The sequence below is a fragment of the Photobacterium phosphoreum genome (assembly GCF_002954725.1).
Taxonomy (GTDB): Bacteria; Pseudomonadota; Gammaproteobacteria; order Enterobacterales; family Vibrionaceae; genus Photobacterium; species Photobacterium phosphoreum.
Window position 1 is genome coordinate 708,487 of record NZ_MSCQ01000001.1, and the last position, 16,744, is coordinate 725,230.

Consider the following 16,744-nt stretch of genomic DNA (forward strand, 5'->3'; position numbering starts at 1 on the left):
GAATATAGTGCCGTTATTGTTGAGGATAAATTAATTTATTTGTATCAAAGCCTGCTTGTTTAGCAAGAGCAAGATAACGATGAAGTAATTCAGGCGATATGTCTTTTTCGCGAGCTAAAATCCATAAATAATCATAATTATAGCTACTGACTAATGCAGCGGAATAATCATCTTCAAGTGCAAAGATAATATAGCTACCATAAAAGGGCCCAAAGAAAGACACTTTGAGATGACCAATATTGGGTTGGTTAACCAATTTAGCCTTGCCTTGGGCTTGTTGCCACTGTTGATTTTCACTATTAAAGCCACGATTAATGACTTTAATACTACTGTCTGGATTTAAGCTATAAGTAGCTGTTACTTGATCTAATCCACGCTCAAAACTATGATCCAATCGTGCTATTTCATACCACTGACCGAGATAACGATTCACATCAAAATGTGTAACTGGTTCGACGTTAGTTGGTTTTCCCGTTGTACAACCACTGAGTATGGTTAATAAACAAAGATTGAAAATCCATTTAATATAAATCAGCATCCATTCTTCCTTAATTTATGGTTGCGGTGGTGAAAAAATGACTTCAGCGGTAAAAGTAACCTCATTGTCTGTAATTGTGAATGGCCACTGCATACGTTCACAAATACGCTGCACTATTACTAATCCGCAGCCATAACCTTGGTTATAGATTTCATTGCCATCATGGCGATTGATAACTATAAGGTGATCATGCGCCAATTTTATTTCTATATCACCAATACTGTAGCTAAATGCATTTTTTATCAGATTATTAATGATTATAGTGATAAAACTGAGTGGAGCACTAATAGTGGCTGAGTGATTAATCTCAAGATAGTAGCTTGCATCTTGTTTAGCAAATAAAGGTTCCATGATCACTAATTGCTTATGAAGCTGATCAGCTAAATGACATTGATTAAAATGATGTTCTTCAATCGATTCTTTGCCTAATAAGAGGAAAGTCTCCGTTAAGATCCGCATATCATCACTGGCTTGGTGTAATCGATTAATGGCTTTTTTTGCAACGTTGGGTTGGTTGGGTACTTTATTGAGTAAATCAGCCGAGCCTTGAATGATCATAATCGGCGTACGCAATTCGTGGGATGCAAAACGACTGAATTCCTTTTCCCGCTGAAAAAATCCCGCAATATTATTCTTACTATCCAATAATGCTTGTTCAATCTTTCGGGTTTCACGGTATTGGGTTTCGACTTCAAAAGATGGTTGATCAGGTGGCATTTGGCGAATTTTCTGATCTATTTTGGCTAATGGTTGCGATAGCGAACGAACAAAATAGAAGCTATATCCACCCATGATTAACGAGAGCAATAGCCCAAAAATGAAAGTAAAATAATGGAGGCTATCTTCATAGTCATCAAGATAATCATCGGCATCATCCTGATAGATCACATACATTAATCCTCGTCCTGATGGGTGATCAAAGACTAAAAAGTGTTTATCTTCAGTACCTCGTAAATGCTCAAAAAAACCTGGCTGATTATATTTTTCTAGCCATTTTGGCAATGATTTCTCACTCCAGTAACTTTTGAATTCACTGTTATTAGGCAGGGGAGCATTATCCCCCATTTCTTTATAGTCGATAACATATTGACTTGATTCTTTATCCAGCCAATGATGAAGACTAATGACTTCTAATTGATTCTCAGCAACATAAATAACCGCCCAAAATAAGATGAACATACCAAAGGTCATTAGCCCAAAGCTTAAACCGACCTTGCGATAAATGCTGGGAAAACTATGTGGTTTTGATGCGGTAACCTTGTCCATGAATTGTCTCTAATCGTGAAGTAGTAAAACCTTTATCAATCGCATTACGTAATCCATAAATATGGCTGCGTAAAGCATCGCTAGAAGGGGAGTCTTCCCCCCAAATGGTATCAATGACTTGCTGGCGGCTAACAATATTCGGTGCATGATGTAATAACACTTTCAGTATTTTAAATTGAATGCGGCTTAGTTTAATGGTTTTACCATCACGGCTAACTTCATCACTGCGGTTATTCATTATAATATCAGCATATTTTAATATGCCAATATCTTGCCTTGGGCCTCTATTTGCTAAGGCGTACAGCCGTAAACATAGCTCTTCCATCGCAAAAGGCTTTAATAAGTAATCATCGCCGCCGGCTTTAAATGCTGCCACTTTATCTTCAAGAGTATCTTTGGCAGTTAAGAATAGAATTGGTGTGCCACAATAGAGTTCATTACGTATTTTTTGAACCGCGGCAATACCATCTATTTTAGGCATCATGATATCCATAATAATGACGTCATAATGGTTATTTTCAATAAAGGTAAGTGCTGCTTGACCATGATAAGCACAATCAGCAGTCATACCTTCAAGTTCTAGATAATCTGCAATAGTTTCTACAATCTGATAGTTATCATCAACAATAAGAATTTTCATCTTTTCAATTAAGCTCTTCACGAATACTTCACGTTTGATGATCTAGTATACCCACCAATAAAACAATATTCATAATTTGTTAATCAAAAGGTTTGTATTCATGAAGAAAATCACATTAGCGACATTGATTGGTCTAGTTCTTACGGGTTGTGGCGGTGGCGGCGGTGATGATAGTACTGCACCTCAACCTCCTGTTGAGACCAAGCCTCAGTTGGTAATGGGTACGATTGACCGTATTGATCCTGTTAATAATGAAATTACAGTCAATGGCATGCCATACCAAGTTAATGATGTTGAATACGCAAATAAACCGTTAGCAGATGGTATTGCACTATTACAGCCTCAGATGATGGTTGAATTAACTGCATTAACTAAGTCAAATGTAACTGTGAGTATTGAACCGACAATGGTTGGTATCATTAGTGATATCACAGCTAATACATTTGTAGTAAATGGCGTTACATTAAATTATGCAGTCCATTCCGATTTGAAAAATGGTGAGTGGGTAATGGTGTCGTCATTACCAGTTGTGACAGAATTAGGCCTTGGTTATAAAGTGTTATCTGTTATTAAAATTGAAAAAAATGATTTTGGTAATCGCTACGAGCTTGAAGGACGTTTAACTAATTTAAATAAAGTGGATCAGACATTTAAAATTGGTGCTAGCACGTTAGTTAATTTTTCTAATGCTGCGACTAATAGTACAATTGAATGTGAAAATGGTCGTAACGATATTCAATGTTTAATTGATGCTGATCGTCAATGGGTTGAAGTTAGTGGTAAAATGCAAGACGGTATTTTCATGGCTGATGAAGTCGAGATTGACAGTGATAATGCTGAAGGACAAGAAGTTGAAATTGAAGGTATCATTACTGATATAAATGCCGATAAAACTAAATTTACCCTTAATGCACGAAATAAATTTACCGTTAGCCATCAAACAAAAATTGAATATAGTAATAGCAATAAACCAGCAGATAAAAGCAGGCTTGCTATAGGCTCATTTATTGAGGTTGAAGCGTTAAATGGCGTTGCTCAAGAGATAGAGTTAGATTCTGATGATAGTAATGTATCGGGTTTTCGTGAATTTGAATATAGCGGTACAGCATTAAGTACTGGTGATCGAGGTAGCTTTACTGTAGATGGAAATCTGATCCATATTGATACTCATACTAAGTTTGATGATGATTTAAATGAGTATAATATTGATAGTCAGAGTGTTGAAGTTGAAGGTGTAATTATTAACGGTAAAAACGTTGCCCGCGAAATCGAACGTGAAGATGATTAAATAACCTCGAACCTCGAACCTCGAACCTCGAACCAAAAGCGCCTATATATTGAGGCGCTTTTTGCGTTTAAGAGCGTTTGGTTTTATTAATTGTACTTATACTAATCCCATTAATTAAGTGGTCGTCTTTCAAAAGCATTAGATTCCCTATCGCCCTCGCGGGCATTCACTGTAGGGAATGACGAAAGAGGACATTAAATTGAGTCAGAAACTTATTGTGATTGGTATTACTCACTAATACAAAACTGTTGTTCTAAGTAACATCGGATTGATTGCTCACTAGCATCAAATTGTGGTGAGGGGACTTGAGTTGGATCAACCCATAGCCAACCTTCACATTTATCGGGTTCTTTCAAGGTTAACTCACCGCTGAACTCGGTTGCGAGTAGAGCAACGCTAATATAATGCTTACCTGATTCAGAATAGGTAGCAAGGTTATTGGTTACCGCAATCACTTGTGGCTTATAAATCGTGAGCCCCGTTTCTTCTTCTACTTCACGAATAGCACACTGACTAAAAGTTTCGCCTAATTCCATATGACCACCAGGGATAGAATAGTACGGCGCATGACTGTTTTTACGCTTGCCAATTAATATTTGACCCTGCTGATTAACAATAATAATCCCAATTCCAACCATGGGCGTTATAGCACTCATTATTACTCCAATATTCATTGCTGTTATAGGAAACCACTTTACCGTAATTAGTCAGTAGATGGTGGAACAATATTAAACAGAGTTATCAAATACTAAAAAAACTGCTGCTAGATAACTGTGACATTATTGGGTACTCTGCTAGATAAGAAAAATTAGGATTGGAAGAATAATAAATGGAAAGTTTAACCCTAGAGCCGATTGCCAAAGTTAACGGTGAAGTGAACCTGCCGGGTTCTAAGAGTGTATCAAATCGTGCTTTGTTATTAGCCGCGCTAGCAAAAGGCACTACACGTTTAACTAACTTATTAGATAGCGACGATATTCGCCATATGCTTAATGGATTAAAGCAACTTGGGGTTAATTATCGATTATCAGCAGATAAAACCGAATGTGAAGTAGACGGTTTGGGTCATGCTTTTACGACGATAGAGCCGCTTGAATTGTATTTAGGTAATGCGGGAACAGCAATGCGACCATTAGCGGCCGCGCTGTGTTTAGGCGCTGGAGAATATACGCTTACCGGCGAGCCAAGAATGAAAGAGCGCCCAATAGGTCATCTCGTTGATGCTCTGCGAAGTGCAGGGGCAGATATTCAATATCTAGAAAATGAACATTATCCACCATTAAAGATAACGGGTACTGGCATTGTGGGTGGTGACGTTGAGATTGATGGTTCGATTTCAAGTCAGTTTCTAACGGCTTTTTTGATGGCAGCGCCATTGGCAAGTGCTGATACGGTGATCAGTATTAAAGGTGATTTGGTATCAAAGCCTTATATTGATATTACCTTACACATAATGGCGCAATTTGGGGTTGAGGTTGAAAACCGTGATTACCAACAATTTGTAGTAAAAGGTTGTCAGCAATATCAATCGCCTGGTGAATTTTTAGTTGAAGGTGATGCATCATCGGCCTCTTATTTTCTAGCGGCAGCTGCGATTAAAGGCGGCGCTATTAAAGTGACGGGTATTGGTAAAAACAGTATTCAAGGCGATATCCAATTTGCTGATGCTCTGGCGGCCATGGGAGCGGATATTGAATGGGGTGATGATTACGTTATTGCTCGCGGTGGTGAATTAACGGCCATTGATATGGATTTTAACCATATACCTGATGCCGCAATGACAATCGCAACCACCGCTTTGTTTGCTAAAGGGACAACGTCGATTCGTAATGTTTATAACTGGCGTGTTAAAGAAACTGACCGTTTAGCAGCCATGGCGACTGAGCTACGTAAAGTCGGCGCGAAGGTTGAAGAAGGGGATGACTATATTACGATCACTCCACCAACAAAATTGAACCACGCAGAGATAGATACTTATGATGATCATCGAATGGCAATGTGCTTTTCGTTGGTGGCATTAAGCGATACAGCAGTGACGATTAATGATCCTAAATGTACCTCAAAAACATTTCCTGATTATTTCACTAAACTTCAGAGTTTAAGTGTCTAACAGCGAACGTTCTATTATTGATATTTAAGTTTGCAGTAGTGGTAGCCTGATGTGATTGCATCAGGCTTTTTAATTGGTGTAAAAAGGTATGATAGAAAAGGCAATAACTATATAAATTTAAGATTTTTTTCCGTATAATGTGCCACCGTTTGATGGCTAACCCTAATTGGGGTTAAGTTATAGCTATTACGGATACATATTCGGAGAAAACTTATGTCTACTCATGCTCCAGTCATTACTGTTGATGGGCCAAGTGGTGCAGGTAAAGGCACACTTTGTATGCTATTGGCAGAAAAACTTGGCTGGAATCTGCTCGATTCTGGTGCTATTTACCGTGTGCTTGCACTTGCTGCACTTCATCATGGTGTAGATACTGAATCAGAAGATGCTTTAGTACCACTAGCTGCACATCTCGATGTTCAGTTTGTTGCAGAAGGTGAGTTGGTTCGAGTTATTCTTGAAGGCGAAGATGTTTCTGATACTCTTCGTACTGAAAAAGTAGGTAATGCAGCTTCAAAAGTCGCAGCATTACCACGAGTACGTGAAGCATTATTACGTCGCCAGCGTGCATTTAATGAACAACCTGGTTTGGTTGCTGATGGGCGTGATATGGGTACAGTTGTATTCACATCTGCTGAAGTGAAAATTTTCTTAGATGCTAGCGCTGAAGAACGTGCAACTCGTCGTATGAATCAGTTGCAAAAAAAGGGCTTAGATGTTAGTTTTACCAGCCTTTTAAGCGAAATCCAGGAGCGAGACTACCGCGATCGCAATCGTGCTGTAGCGCCTTTACGCCCTGCTGATGATGCTTTGGTACTTGATTCAACTGAAATGTCTATTGAACAAGTATTGGAAAAAGTCTTGGCATATGTTGATGCTAAGCTAAAATAAACGAATCCTATTTAGTTGCGTAAGCAGCTAAATAACGTCGGTGTCATGGATGATAACTGACTTTATTATCAACCCCATGCGGTAGGATACCCATGGTTGTTTATCATATTGAAGATTAATTAAATGACTGAATCTTTTGCTCAACTCTTTGCAGAGTCGCTAAACCAAGTTGAAACTCGCCCAGGTGCCATCGTTAAAGGTACTGTAATTGCTATCGAAAACGGTTACGTATTAGTTGACGCTGGTCTAAAATCTGAGTCATCTATTCCTGCTGAAGAATTCAAGAACGCTGCTGGCGAACTTGAAGTTGCAGTTGGTGATCAGGTTGATGTTGCTCTTGACGCGATCGAAGATGGTTTTGGTGAGACTAAACTTTCTCGTGAGAAAGCTAAGCGTCACGAAGCTTGGATCCAGCTTGAAAAAGCTTATGAAGATGCTGAAACAGTTGTTGGTATCATCAACGGTAAAGTTAAGGGCGGCTTCACAGTTGAACTTAACGGCATCCGTGCGTTCCTACCAGGTTCTCTAGTAGACGTACGTCCAGTTCGTGACACTGCTCACCTTGAAAACAAAGAACTTGAGTTCAAAGTAATTAAGCTTGACCAGAAGCGCAACAACGTTGTTGTTTCACGTCGTGCTGTTATCGAATCTGAGAACAGTGTTGAACGTGATGAGCTACTTGCTTCTCTACAAGAAGGCATGGAAGTTAAAGGTATCGTTAAGAACCTTACTGACTACGGCGCATTCGTTGATCTTGGCGGTGTTGACGGTCTTCTACACATCACTGACATGGCTTGGAAGCGTGTTAAGCACCCTTCTGAAATCGTTAATGTTGGCGATGAAATCAACGTTAAAGTTCTTAAGTTTGACCGTGAGCGTACTCGCGTATCACTAGGTCTTAAGCAACTTGGCGAAGATCCATGGGTTGCAATCGCTAAGCGTTACCCAGAAAGCACTAAGCTTACTGGTCGCGTAACTAACCTTACTGACTACGGCTGCTTCGTTGAAATCGAAGAAGGCGTTGAAGGTCTTGTTCACGTTTCTGAAATGGATTGGACTAACAAAAACATCCACCCATCTAAAGTTGTTAACGTGGGCGATGAAGTTGAAGTTATGGTTCTTGATATCGACGAAGAACGTCGTCGTATCTCTCTAGGTCTTAAGCAGTGTAAAGCTAACCCATGGCAGTCATTTGCAGAAATGCAAGCTAAGGGCGACAAAGTAACTGGTAAGATCAAGTCAATCACTGATTTCGGTATCTTCATCGGTCTTGAAGGCGGCATCGACGGTCTAGTTCACCTATCTGACATTTCTTGGAATGTTTCTGGTGAAGACGCGGTTCGTGACTTCAAGAAAGGCGACGAAATTTCTGCAGTAGTTCTTGCAGTTGACGCAGAGCGTGAGCGTATCTCTCTAGGCGTTAAGCAAATCGAAGAAGACCCGTTCAACAGCTTCGTAGCTGACACTAAGAAAGGCACTCTAATAACTGGTAAAGTTATTGCAGTTGACGCTAAAGGCGCAACTATTGAGCTAGCTGAAGGTGTTGAAGGTTACTTACGTGCTTCTGAAGCATCTGTAGACCGTGTTGAAGACGCAACTCTAATTCTTGCAGTTGGCGACTCTATTGAATCTAAGTTCACTGGTGTTGACCGTAAGAACCGCGTAGTTAACCTTTCTGTACGTGCTAAAGACGTTGCTGAAGAGCAAGAAGCAATGGCTACACTAAACAAAGCTGATGACGCTGCGTTTGGTAATGCTATGGCTGACGCTTTCAAAGCTGCTAAAGGCGAATAATTGAGCGTTGAGGGAAATCGCTTTAGCTTTTTCCCTCTAAACGGCTATACTATTGAGAAACTTACTAAAACGGAGTGTTTATGACAAAGTCTGAATTAATTGAAAGACTGTGCAGTCAACAAACACATCTTTCTGCCAAACAGGTAGAAGATGCAATCAAGGATATTCTTGAACATATGGCGAACACACTTGCAGAAGGTGATCGCATTGAGATCCGTGGCTTTGGTAGCTTCTCTTTGCATTACCGTGCTCCTCGCGTTGGCCGTAATCCAAAGACAGGTGATAAAGTTGAGTTGGACGGCAAGTACGTTCCTCACTTTAAGCCAGGAAAAGAATTACGTGACCGTGTTAATGCATCAATAGCTGCTTAACCGCGAATAGAACAAAAAAACGGCATACTCTCGGTATGCCGTTTTTTTATGTCTATAGATCATGGTTTGATCTGTAAAATTACTGCATAATCAGTACTTATGATTTAGATTTAGTGAGAGGATTCACGATGAAGATTTTAGGAATTATTGTTCTAGTAGCCGCCTTTTTAATCACTCTGGCTCTTGGTGCGCAAAATCAAATAATGGTTAGCTTTGATTATTTAATCGCTCAGGGTGAATTCCAACTTTCTACGCTATTAGGCACAGCATTTGGTGCCGGTTTTGTTATTGGTTGGGTGATCTGTGGTACTTTATACCTTAAAGCTCGATTTGCTAAAAATCGTTTAATGAAGAAAGTAACGAAGCAACAACAAGAACTTGATCAGCTTCGTGCTAAGCCAATTAAGGAATAAATATTAATGCTTGAATTGTTGTTCCTACTTTTACCTATTGCAGCCGCTTATGGCTGGTATATGGGTAACAGGAGCGCAAGTAACCAAAAGCAAGAAAAGTCTGACCACTTATCTCGCCAATATGTAACAGGTCTTAATATGCTGTTATCAGACGAATCTGATAAAGCAGTAGACCTGTTCATTGAGTTGCTGCAGGTTGACAGTGAAACTATTGATACTCATCTTGCTCTCGGTAATTTATTCCGCAGCAGAGGAGAGGTCGATCGCGCCATTCGTATTCACCAAAACTTGATAGCAAGACCTAATTTATCGATTGAACAGCGTAATTTAGCCTTACAGCAATTAGCTAAAGATTATATGGCTGCTGGTTTTTTTGATCGCGCAGAGCGTATTTTTGAGCAGTTGTTGGATGAGCCTGATTATCGCAAGCCTGCATTACAACAATTATTAGCTATTTATCAACAAACGCGAGAGTGGGAAAAAGCCATTGATATGGCAACCCAGTTGGTGAAATTAGGTAAAACAAAACTAAAGCATGATATTGCCCATTATTGGTGTGAACTTTCCATGCTTGAGCTGAGTGCTCAGAATCAAGATAAAGCGATTCAGTTATTAAAAAAATCCCTATCAGTGGATAAAAACTGTGTGCGAGCTTCGATTGCGATGGCGAAAATACAGGTTAAGCAGCAAGAATATAAGCAAGCTGCAAAAATTTTAGAACGGATCTCAGAGCAAGATATTGAGTTTGTTGGTGAGGCTTTACCCTTATTGCTTGAGTGTTATGAAGCAATGAATAATCAAACCGCATGGTTGAAGTATTTACAGTATTGTGTCGAACAAAAAGCAGGGGCCAGTGCTGAATTAATGCTCGCTGATGAAATTGCTAAACATGATGGCACAGTGACGGCACAGTCTTTTATGACACGCCAACTTCAAAAAAATCCAACCATGAAAGGCTTTTATCAATTGATGGAATATCATCTTGATGAAGCAGAAGAAGGCCGCGCTAAAGAAAGTTTAACCAGTTTGCGTCACTTAGTGGGTGAACAGCTTAAAGTGAAACCCCGTTATCGTTGTCGTCAATGTGGCTTTGCGACTCATGCTTTATATTGGCAGTGTCCATCTTGTAAGAGCTGGGGGCAAATCAAGCCAATTAGAGGGCTTGATGGTGAATAATTACCCTCATCTGTTTTTTCTAAAACCAGTGCAGTAATGTACTGGTTTTTTTATAGTTGTAGCTATCAAATTTATTGGATTGATGTAAAATCCTGCCGGCGGTTGGGACAACCGCATAATGGATGTATTTAGACATAATAGGAGCCTCAATGCTAGACGCTAAAGTAACAGACCCTAAAGTAATCGTTGCCCTTGACTATGATAATCATAATGAGGCGCTCGCTTTTGTCGATCGTATTGAGCCGGGAAGTTGCCGTTTAAAAGTCGGTAAAGAGATGTTCACTTTTTTTGGCCCTGATTTCGTGCGTCAATTACATGATCGAGGCCACTCGGTATTTTTGGATTTGAAATTTCATGATATTCCAAACACATGTTCAAAAGCGGTAAGAGCGGCGGCTGAATTAGGGGTGTGGATGGTCAATGTGCACGCCAGTGGTGGTGAGCGAATGATGACAGCATCGCGTGAAATTCTAGAGCCGTATGGTAAAGATCGTCCATTACTAATTGGCGTAACGGTATTAACCAGTATGGAAGCGAATGATTTAGCCGGTATTGGTATTTCATGTCAGCCACAACAACAAGTATTAAATTTAGCGACATTGACTAAAAATAGTGGCCTTGATGGCGTAGTATGTTCAGCGCAAGAAGCTAATTTATTAAAAGCGCAATTGGGGCAACAGTTTAAATTGGTCACACCGGGTATTCGTCCAGTTGGCAGTGAAGCTGGTGATCAGCGTCGAGTGATGACGCCTGTTGAAGCAATTGCTGCGGGATCTGATTATTTAGTGATTGGTCGTCCAATTACTCAAGCCAGTGATCCAGCTGCAGTATTAGCGGCTATTAATAAAACATTGGCTTAATTTTTAATAAATAAGCAAACGATAACGCCAGTATTTTACGTTAATGACGTAATAATACTGGCGTTTATTTTTATGCGATTAATAGCTTATTTTAGGGGTACTATTCAATATTCGAGTACTTTTCTCTCGTGTTGGTGAGCTAAAGTGACTATCGAGGAGCTTTTGTGTTAACGAGTGCTTAGGGTTAGCAAAGACATTCGCAGTACGTCCTTTTTCGACCACTTCACCATCTTGCATCACCATTACTTTGTCGCTGAAATGTTTGACCACTCCCATATGTTGCGATACATACACATAAGACAATCCCATCTCTTCTTGTAATTCAAGTAACAGGTTTATCATCTGTGAACGCATTGACATATCTAAACCATTTAAGGCTTCATCAGCGACGATAATACAAGGCTGTAAAATAAGCGCACGAGCAAGTGATACACGTTGTTTTTGCCCTGTTGCTAGCATTTGTGGGTAAAAGTAGGCATGTTCAGGTAATAAACCCACGCGCTTGAGAGTATCCATGATACGTTTTTCTCGTGCTTGTGGGGTCATATTAGTATTTCGTTTTAATGGTCCTTCAAGAATGCGTCCAATTTGAATGCGTGGATTCAAGGCAGTATTCGGATCTTGGAAAATCATTCGGATCAGCTTACAACGGGTTTGATAATCATGATGATGCAGTTGCTCACCATTCACTCTTACAATTCCTTCGGTAGGCGTGATTACACCTGCTAACATTTTTGCTAATGTTGATTTACCTGAACCATTTTCACCTAATAGGGCAATTGTTTCGCCTGCATTAAGTTGAAATGAAACCGGTTTTACTGCTTCAATAGTACGGCGACGAAATAAGCCTGAGCGATAATGGTAATCTTTTTTCAGGTGTTCAACTTCAAGTAATGAACTCATTTGTTGTCATCCTTCATATTTAGCGGGAAATGACAGCTAAATTTATGACCTTTAACTTTTTGACGTTGTGGTACTTCAACACATTTGCGTTGTGCATAAGGACATCGTGGTCCTAAGCGGCAACCGATAGGTAAATGTTGCAGTGGTGGAATAGAACCTGGTAGTGTTTCCAGTTTACATTTATGGCTCACACCCATTGAAAAATCAGGCATTGCGCGCATTAATGCCGCAGTATAAGGGTGATGAGGGAGCTCAAGTAATTCTTTTGATGTGCCTGATTCAACCGATTGCCCACAGTACATTACAGTGATCCTATCTGCCCACTGAGTCACTGTATTTAAGTCGTGACTGACCAAGAGGATCGTTGTATTGCCTAATTGGTTCATGCGACTTAACAGTCGAAAAATTTGTGCTTGAGTGATCGGATCCAGATCGTTAGTCGGTTCATCGGCAATCAATAGGCGAGGGCGGTTAGCTATCGCCATCGCAATCATTACTTTTTGGCATTCACCATCAGTTAATTCATAAGGGTAGCTGCGCATTACTCGTTTATGTTCTTTAATACCGACTTTATGGAGTAGTGCAATCGCTTGTTTTTGACGCCAATGAAAACGCTGCCAAATACGACCGTTGAATGATGATGATGGGATCGCTTCTTCTAACTGCTCACCAATCCGCTCTGAGGGATCAAGACATGTTGATGGCTCTTGAAAAATCATCGCGATTTCACGGCTAACAATTTTACGGCGTTGGCGAGGTGACAATGCTAGTAGGTCAACATCACCTAAGCGCATTCGGTCAGCATTAACGCGCCAGTTATCTTTACATACACCAGCAATGGCTTTTGCAACCAAGCTTTTACCTGATCCTGATTCACCCACTAAACCACGAATTTCACTTTCGTTAATGGTGAGGCTCATGCGATCAACTGCTTTTACCATTCCCTGAGGCGTATCGATTTCTATGGTTAGGTTACGTATATCGAGTAATGGCATGTTAATCAATTCCCGCGTTAAGTGCTTGACGCATACCATCACCAACAAGGTTAATGACTAAGACGCTAAACATAATCGCAAGCCCTGGCAGGGTGACTGTCCATGGTGCGAGGTAAATAAGGTTAATTGAATCCCCAAGCATTGCGCCCCATTCTGGTAAAGGTGCTTGTGCGCCTAATCCAAGGAAACCAAGGGCTGCAATATCCATGATTGCAACAGAGATAGCACGAGTCATCTCGGTAGTAATTGTGGTTAAGATATTGGGTAATATAGAATTATAAAGAAGATAAAAATTATTGGCACCATCAAGACGTGCAGCAATAACATAGTCTTTAGCGACTTCGGCATGTACGGCTGTGTATACAGCACGAATAAAGCGTGGAATTAATGCGAGCCAAATAGCGAGGAGAATATGTGTTTCACCCGGTCCCATATATGCAACGACAATAATCGCAAGTAGCAGTGATGGAATAGATAATACAGTATCTAAAATATGGTTAAGAAAGCTCGATTTAAGACCGCTACTCATTCCCGCTAAAATACCAATCAGTAGTCCAATGACACTTGATGCCAATGCGACTAATAAGGCATAGCCAAAGGTTAATTGGCTACCAATCAATAATCGCGACAAAATATCACGGCCGAGGTCGTCGGTGCCAAAGAAGAATGAAACGTGCCCTGAGTTATCCCATGATGGCGGCATCAGTAGCTCACCCACTTGTTCTATCGCAGAATAAGGGGCTAACCAACGTGCGTTAACGGTAATTAATAACAATGCTAATAAACACCATAAACCAAACATGGCTAAAGAATTGGATCTAAAGTTTTGCCATGAACGTTCCCATTGGGTAGGGATGGTGGCTTCTTGGTAAACGCTATTTGATGGCATACCATTCCTTCCTAACTAAGGGGTTAACGACTGCGCCAATGAGATCTGACAGAATATTGGCCAATAAAATAAAGCTGCCTACAGTAATGACGCCTGCTTGGATTGCAACATAATTTTGGGCAGCAATTGCATTGAGTAACCAACGTCCAATACCCGGCCAGTTGAAAATAGATTCCGTTAACATCGCAAATGTCATCATTGCTGCAAACTGCATCCCCAGCTTGGGAATAATCGGTGGAATCGCATTTTTCATGCCGTGACGACGTACAATTTCAAATGTAGAAAGACCTTTAGTCTGAGCAACTTTAATGTAGTTTTTGGTCATCACTTCTGCAATCGATGCGCGGGTTAAACGAATAACCTCGGTCGTTGGTGCCATTGCTAACACAATAGTAGGTAATACCAGGTGCTTAATTGCATCAAAGAAGGCTTCCATTCGGTAAGGTTTATCGGACAGTAAAATATCAATTAATGCAAAACCTGTCACATGATTAAATTGATATAATAAGCTATAACGCCCCGAAACAGGTAACCAGCCTAAATGCAGTGAAAACAGTAAGATAAGTAACATTGCTAGCCAGAATAAAGGAATGGAGTAGCCTAATAATGTAATTGAACTTATCACTGTATCAATTGGACTACCTCGACGAACGCCTGCAATAGTACCTAAAGGAATACCGATCACTAACGATAGAATAAAAGCAAAAAAGCATAATTCTAATGTTGCTGGAAAAACCTTGAGTATTTCAGTGCTGATGGGTACGCCTGTCGGACTAATCCCTAAATTACCCGCAAGTAAATTTTGTAGGTAAATGAACCAACCTTGCCAAAAGGGCTCATAGGTCCATTGTAATTGGGTATCAAGCCTTAAAATGCTAAAACTCACCATAGTCAGTATGAGTAATGTAATAACAAACAAATTTAAGCGACGTATAGTGTAGATAAACATACTTTACTCAGTCCGATAGACGCTGGAAAATGAACGCGAGCCGAAAGGACTCATTTGTAGACCACCGAGCGTTTTATTATGCGCTTGAAAATGCACTCCATGAGCAAGTGGAATAATCGGTACTTGCTGATCGAGAATATTCTGTGCATGTTGGTAATAGTTAACTCGTTGTTGGGTTTTATTGGTTCGTAATGCCAATTCAAGTAAATTATCAAATTGTACATCACACCAATTAGCGACATTTAATCCTGCATGTTTAGCATTACACGACAGTAATGGACGTAAAAAGTTATCTGGATCGCCATTGTCAGCAATCCAACCCGCTAACATCATATCGTATTTATTCATGTTATTTACCCCAAGACGACCGATATTATCTTGATGATAAATAATAACCTTTATTCCAATCGCTTTGAGGTTAGCTTGAATAAGTTCGGCGGTCTTTTGTGGGCTAGGGTTATAAGGTCGAGATTCTAAAGGTACCCACATGGTTAATACTTGATCGTTGTTATAGCCTGCTTGCTTGAGCAATGCTTTGGCCTTTTTAGGGTTATAATTAATGGCTTTACTGTCATTATTATAAGCCCATGATGTTGGTGGTAATAAGCTTTTTGCTTTAGTTGCTGTGCCGTAATAGACTGAATTTAATAATGTATCTTTATTAATGGCGTAGCTTATAGCTTCACGGACCTTAAGGTTATTTAACGGTGCAAGGCTCGTATTTAAGGCTAAAAATGATACGTTCATGCCTGTTTGTGCCAATAATTCATAATTATTATTGTCAGTAATTACAGGTAACTGACTCGCAACGGGTGAGGCTAAGACATCACATTCTGTACTTAATAACTTCGTTAGGTTGCCCATGCCGCGAGAAGAGATATCAAACACTACTTGCTCCATTGGCGCAACACCTTGCCAATAGCCAATATGGTGTTTTAATCGAATCAGATCATTTGGAATAAACTGATCAACATAAAATGGTCCAGTACCAATAGGGCGACTATCTAACTTGCCAATTTGTCCCGATTTTAATAGCTGTTTGCCATATTCAGCTGAATATACAACAGCATAGCTAGTTGCTAAGTTTGATAAGAAGGAGTTATCAGGGCGTCGTAAGATAAACTGTACCGTTTGTGGATTCAGCGCTTTAATACTTTCAATATCGTTAGCAAAGCCGAGACTTTCAAACCAAGGGTAACGGCCACCTGAAATATGGTGGAATGGATTATCTGGGTTAATTACCCGTTCAAAGCTAAACACCACATCATCAGCATTCATAGTGCGTGTTGGCGTAAACCATGCTGTGGTTTGAAATTTCACGCCTTGGCGAAGGGTAAAGGTATACACTAATCCATCGTCACTTACTGTCCAGCTTTTAGCTAGATCAGGTAACGGCTTATAGTTAACGGGATCAAGTAGTAGCAGACGATCAAAAATTTGTGCCGAAAGGGTCTCTGCTGTTAGTCCACCGTCTGTTAATTGGGGATTAAGTGTTGTCGGCGTATCTTGGCCACAATAGACAAAGCCACGACGTTGAGTCATAGAATCTTTTGCTGGTTGTTTACACCCACTAAGGGTCAATAAAACTAAGCTCGCAATAAAAAGACGATAGTAAGCGCTCATATTTAATAGGCGTTATTTGAAATTAAGTTTTTAAATTT

At 40.1% G+C, this 16,744-nt stretch carries 17 protein-coding genes; 8 read left to right on the forward strand and 9 right to left on the reverse strand.

Annotated features, from left to right (window positions below; all coding sequences use genetic code 11):
* Positions 1 to 13 precede the first annotated feature (13 nt).
* Genes BTO21_RS03090 through BTO21_RS03100 form a run of 3 tightly spaced genes read right to left on the reverse strand, consistent with a single transcriptional unit; the run spans position 14 to position 2,444 of the window.
* Positions 14 to 538 (reverse strand): lipocalin family protein, encoded by a 525-nt coding sequence (locus BTO21_RS03090; protein WP_045026614.1) that lies wholly within the window; start codon positions 536 to 538, stop codon positions 14 to 16.
* A gap of 15 nt (positions 539 to 553) precedes the next feature.
* Complete coding sequence (locus BTO21_RS03095) at positions 554 to 1,804, reverse strand: sensor histidine kinase (RefSeq protein ID WP_045026612.1); 1,251 nt, start codon at positions 1,802 to 1,804, stop codon at positions 554 to 556.
* Positions 1,773 to 2,444 carry a response regulator transcription factor gene (locus tag BTO21_RS03100; protein WP_045026611.1) on the reverse strand — a complete coding sequence of 224 codons (672 nt, stop codon included), beginning with the start codon at positions 2,442 to 2,444 and terminating at the stop codon, positions 1,773 to 1,775. The genes BTO21_RS03095 and BTO21_RS03100 overlap by 32 nt, the downstream gene beginning before the upstream one ends.
* Before the next feature lie 100 nt (positions 2,445 to 2,544).
* Between BTO21_RS03100 and BTO21_RS03105 the strand changes: the two genes are divergently transcribed.
* The gene (locus BTO21_RS03105) at positions 2,545 to 3,732 is read left to right on the forward strand and encodes a DUF5666 domain-containing protein (RefSeq protein WP_045026609.1); all 1,188 of its coding nucleotides are present in this window, start codon (positions 2,545 to 2,547) and stop codon (positions 3,730 to 3,732) included.
* A 227-nt stretch (positions 3,733 to 3,959) separates the two neighbouring features.
* Here the strand turns inward: BTO21_RS03105 and BTO21_RS03110 are convergent, their stop codons facing one another.
* On the reverse strand, positions 3,960 to 4,388 hold the full coding sequence (locus tag BTO21_RS03110; protein ID WP_045026608.1) for a nucleotide triphosphate diphosphatase NUDT15: 429 nt from the start codon (positions 4,386 to 4,388) through the stop codon (positions 3,960 to 3,962).
* Positions 4,389 to 4,561: 173 nt separating this feature from the next.
* Between BTO21_RS03110 and aroA the strand changes: the two genes are divergently transcribed.
* From aroA to pyrF, 7 genes are all read left to right on the forward strand, one after another.
* Positions 4,562 to 5,842 (forward strand): 3-phosphoshikimate 1-carboxyvinyltransferase, encoded by a 1,281-nt coding sequence (gene aroA, locus BTO21_RS03115; protein ID WP_045026606.1) that lies wholly within the window; start codon positions 4,562 to 4,564, stop codon positions 5,840 to 5,842.
* A gap of 213 nt (positions 5,843 to 6,055) precedes the next feature.
* On the forward strand, positions 6,056 to 6,733 hold the full coding sequence (cmk, locus tag BTO21_RS03120; protein WP_065195716.1) for a (d)CMP kinase: 678 nt from the start codon (positions 6,056 to 6,058) through the stop codon (positions 6,731 to 6,733).
* Positions 6,734 to 6,856: 123 nt separating this feature from the next.
* Positions 6,857 to 8,527, forward strand: a complete 1,671-nt coding sequence (rpsA, locus tag BTO21_RS03125; RefSeq protein ID WP_045026605.1) for a 30S ribosomal protein S1 — start codon at positions 6,857 to 6,859, stop codon at positions 8,525 to 8,527.
* 80 nt (positions 8,528 to 8,607) lie between these two features.
* Positions 8,608 to 8,898: an integration host factor subunit beta gene (ihfB, locus tag BTO21_RS03130; RefSeq protein WP_036795301.1), complete on the forward strand. Its 291-nt coding sequence runs from the start codon at positions 8,608 to 8,610 to the stop codon at positions 8,896 to 8,898.
* Between the two features lie 128 nt (positions 8,899 to 9,026).
* Positions 9,027 to 9,311 (forward strand): LapA family protein, encoded by a 285-nt coding sequence (locus tag BTO21_RS03135; protein WP_036795300.1) that lies wholly within the window; start codon positions 9,027 to 9,029, stop codon positions 9,309 to 9,311.
* 6 nt (positions 9,312 to 9,317) lie between these two features.
* Positions 9,318 to 10,487: a lipopolysaccharide assembly protein LapB gene (gene lapB / locus BTO21_RS03140; protein ID WP_045026603.1), complete on the forward strand. Its 1,170-nt coding sequence runs from the start codon at positions 9,318 to 9,320 to the stop codon at positions 10,485 to 10,487.
* A 149-nt stretch (positions 10,488 to 10,636) separates the two neighbouring features.
* Positions 10,637 to 11,347, forward strand: coding sequence for an orotidine-5'-phosphate decarboxylase (pyrF, locus tag BTO21_RS03145; protein ID WP_065192754.1), 711 nt, complete (start codon positions 10,637 to 10,639; stop codon positions 11,345 to 11,347).
* Positions 11,348 to 11,425: 78 nt separating this feature from the next.
* Here the strand turns inward: pyrF and BTO21_RS03150 are convergent, their stop codons facing one another.
* Genes BTO21_RS03150 through sapA form a run of 5 tightly spaced genes read right to left on the reverse strand, consistent with a single transcriptional unit; the run spans position 11,426 to position 16,706 of the window.
* Complete coding sequence (locus BTO21_RS03150; RefSeq protein WP_045026602.1) at positions 11,426 to 12,250, reverse strand: peptide ABC transporter ATP-binding protein; 825 nt, start codon at positions 12,248 to 12,250, stop codon at positions 11,426 to 11,428.
* Entirely contained in the window at positions 12,247 to 13,245 is a 999-nt protein-coding gene (locus BTO21_RS03155; RefSeq protein WP_045026600.1) for a peptide ABC transporter ATP-binding protein, read from the reverse strand. The genes BTO21_RS03150 and BTO21_RS03155 overlap by 4 nt, the downstream gene beginning before the upstream one ends.
* Position 13,246: 1 nt before the next feature.
* Positions 13,247 to 14,134: a putrescine export ABC transporter permease SapC gene (gene sapC, locus BTO21_RS03160; RefSeq protein ID WP_045026599.1), complete on the reverse strand. Its 888-nt coding sequence runs from the start codon at positions 14,132 to 14,134 to the stop codon at positions 13,247 to 13,249.
* Entirely contained in the window at positions 14,121 to 15,083 is a 963-nt protein-coding gene (locus tag BTO21_RS03165; protein ID WP_045026597.1) for an ABC transporter permease, read from the reverse strand. Before BTO21_RS03165 ends, sapC begins: the two co-directional genes overlap by 14 nt.
* A 3-nt stretch (positions 15,084 to 15,086) precedes the next feature.
* The gene (sapA, locus tag BTO21_RS03170) at positions 15,087 to 16,706 is read right to left on the reverse strand and encodes an ABC transporter substrate-binding protein SapA (protein WP_065192757.1); all 1,620 of its coding nucleotides are present in this window, start codon (positions 16,704 to 16,706) and stop codon (positions 15,087 to 15,089) included.
* Between the last annotated feature and the right edge of the window lie 38 nt (positions 16,707 to 16,744).

Bases quoted from the DNA above. Each gene is read 5' to 3' on its own strand.
- lapB (WP_045026603.1), top strand. From the start codon at position 9,318: ATGCTTGAATTGTTGTTCCTACTTTTACCTATTGCAGCCGCTTATGGC.
- pyrF (WP_065192754.1), top strand. From the start codon at position 10,637: ATGCTAGACGCTAAAGTAACAGACCCTAAAGTAATCGTTGCCCTTGAC.
- rpsA (WP_045026605.1), top strand. From the start codon at position 6,857: ATGACTGAATCTTTTGCTCAACTCTTTGCAGAGTCGCTAAACCAAGTT.
- BTO21_RS03150 (WP_045026602.1), bottom strand. From the start codon at position 12,250: ATGAGTTCATTACTTGAAGTTGAACACCTGAAAAAAGATTACCATTAT.
- BTO21_RS03110 (WP_045026608.1), bottom strand. From the start codon at position 4,388: ATGAGTGCTATAACGCCCATGGTTGGAATTGGGATTATTATTGTTAAT.
- BTO21_RS03165 (WP_045026597.1), bottom strand. From the start codon at position 15,083: ATGTTTATCTACACTATACGTCGCTTAAATTTGTTTGTTATTACATTA.
- sapC (WP_045026599.1), bottom strand. From the start codon at position 14,134: ATGCCATCAAATAGCGTTTACCAAGAAGCCACCATCCCTACCCAATGG.
- BTO21_RS03090 (WP_045026614.1), bottom strand. From the start codon at position 538: ATGCTGATTTATATTAAATGGATTTTCAATCTTTGTTTATTAACCATA.
- BTO21_RS03095 (WP_045026612.1), bottom strand. From the start codon at position 1,804: ATGGACAAGGTTACCGCATCAAAACCACATAGTTTTCCCAGCATTTAT.
- aroA (WP_045026606.1), top strand. From the start codon at position 4,562: ATGGAAAGTTTAACCCTAGAGCCGATTGCCAAAGTTAACGGTGAAGTG.
- ihfB (WP_036795301.1), top strand. From the start codon at position 8,608: ATGACAAAGTCTGAATTAATTGAAAGACTGTGCAGTCAACAAACACAT.
- sapA (WP_065192757.1), bottom strand. From the start codon at position 16,706: ATGAGCGCTTACTATCGTCTTTTTATTGCGAGCTTAGTTTTATTGACC.
- cmk (WP_065195716.1), top strand. From the start codon at position 6,056: ATGTCTACTCATGCTCCAGTCATTACTGTTGATGGGCCAAGTGGTGCA.
- BTO21_RS03135 (WP_036795300.1), top strand. From the start codon at position 9,027: ATGAAGATTTTAGGAATTATTGTTCTAGTAGCCGCCTTTTTAATCACT.
- BTO21_RS03155 (WP_045026600.1), bottom strand. From the start codon at position 13,245: ATGCCATTACTCGATATACGTAACCTAACCATAGAAATCGATACGCCT.
- BTO21_RS03100 (WP_045026611.1), bottom strand. From the start codon at position 2,444: ATGAAAATTCTTATTGTTGATGATAACTATCAGATTGTAGAAACTATT.
- BTO21_RS03105 (WP_045026609.1), top strand. From the start codon at position 2,545: ATGAAGAAAATCACATTAGCGACATTGATTGGTCTAGTTCTTACGGGT.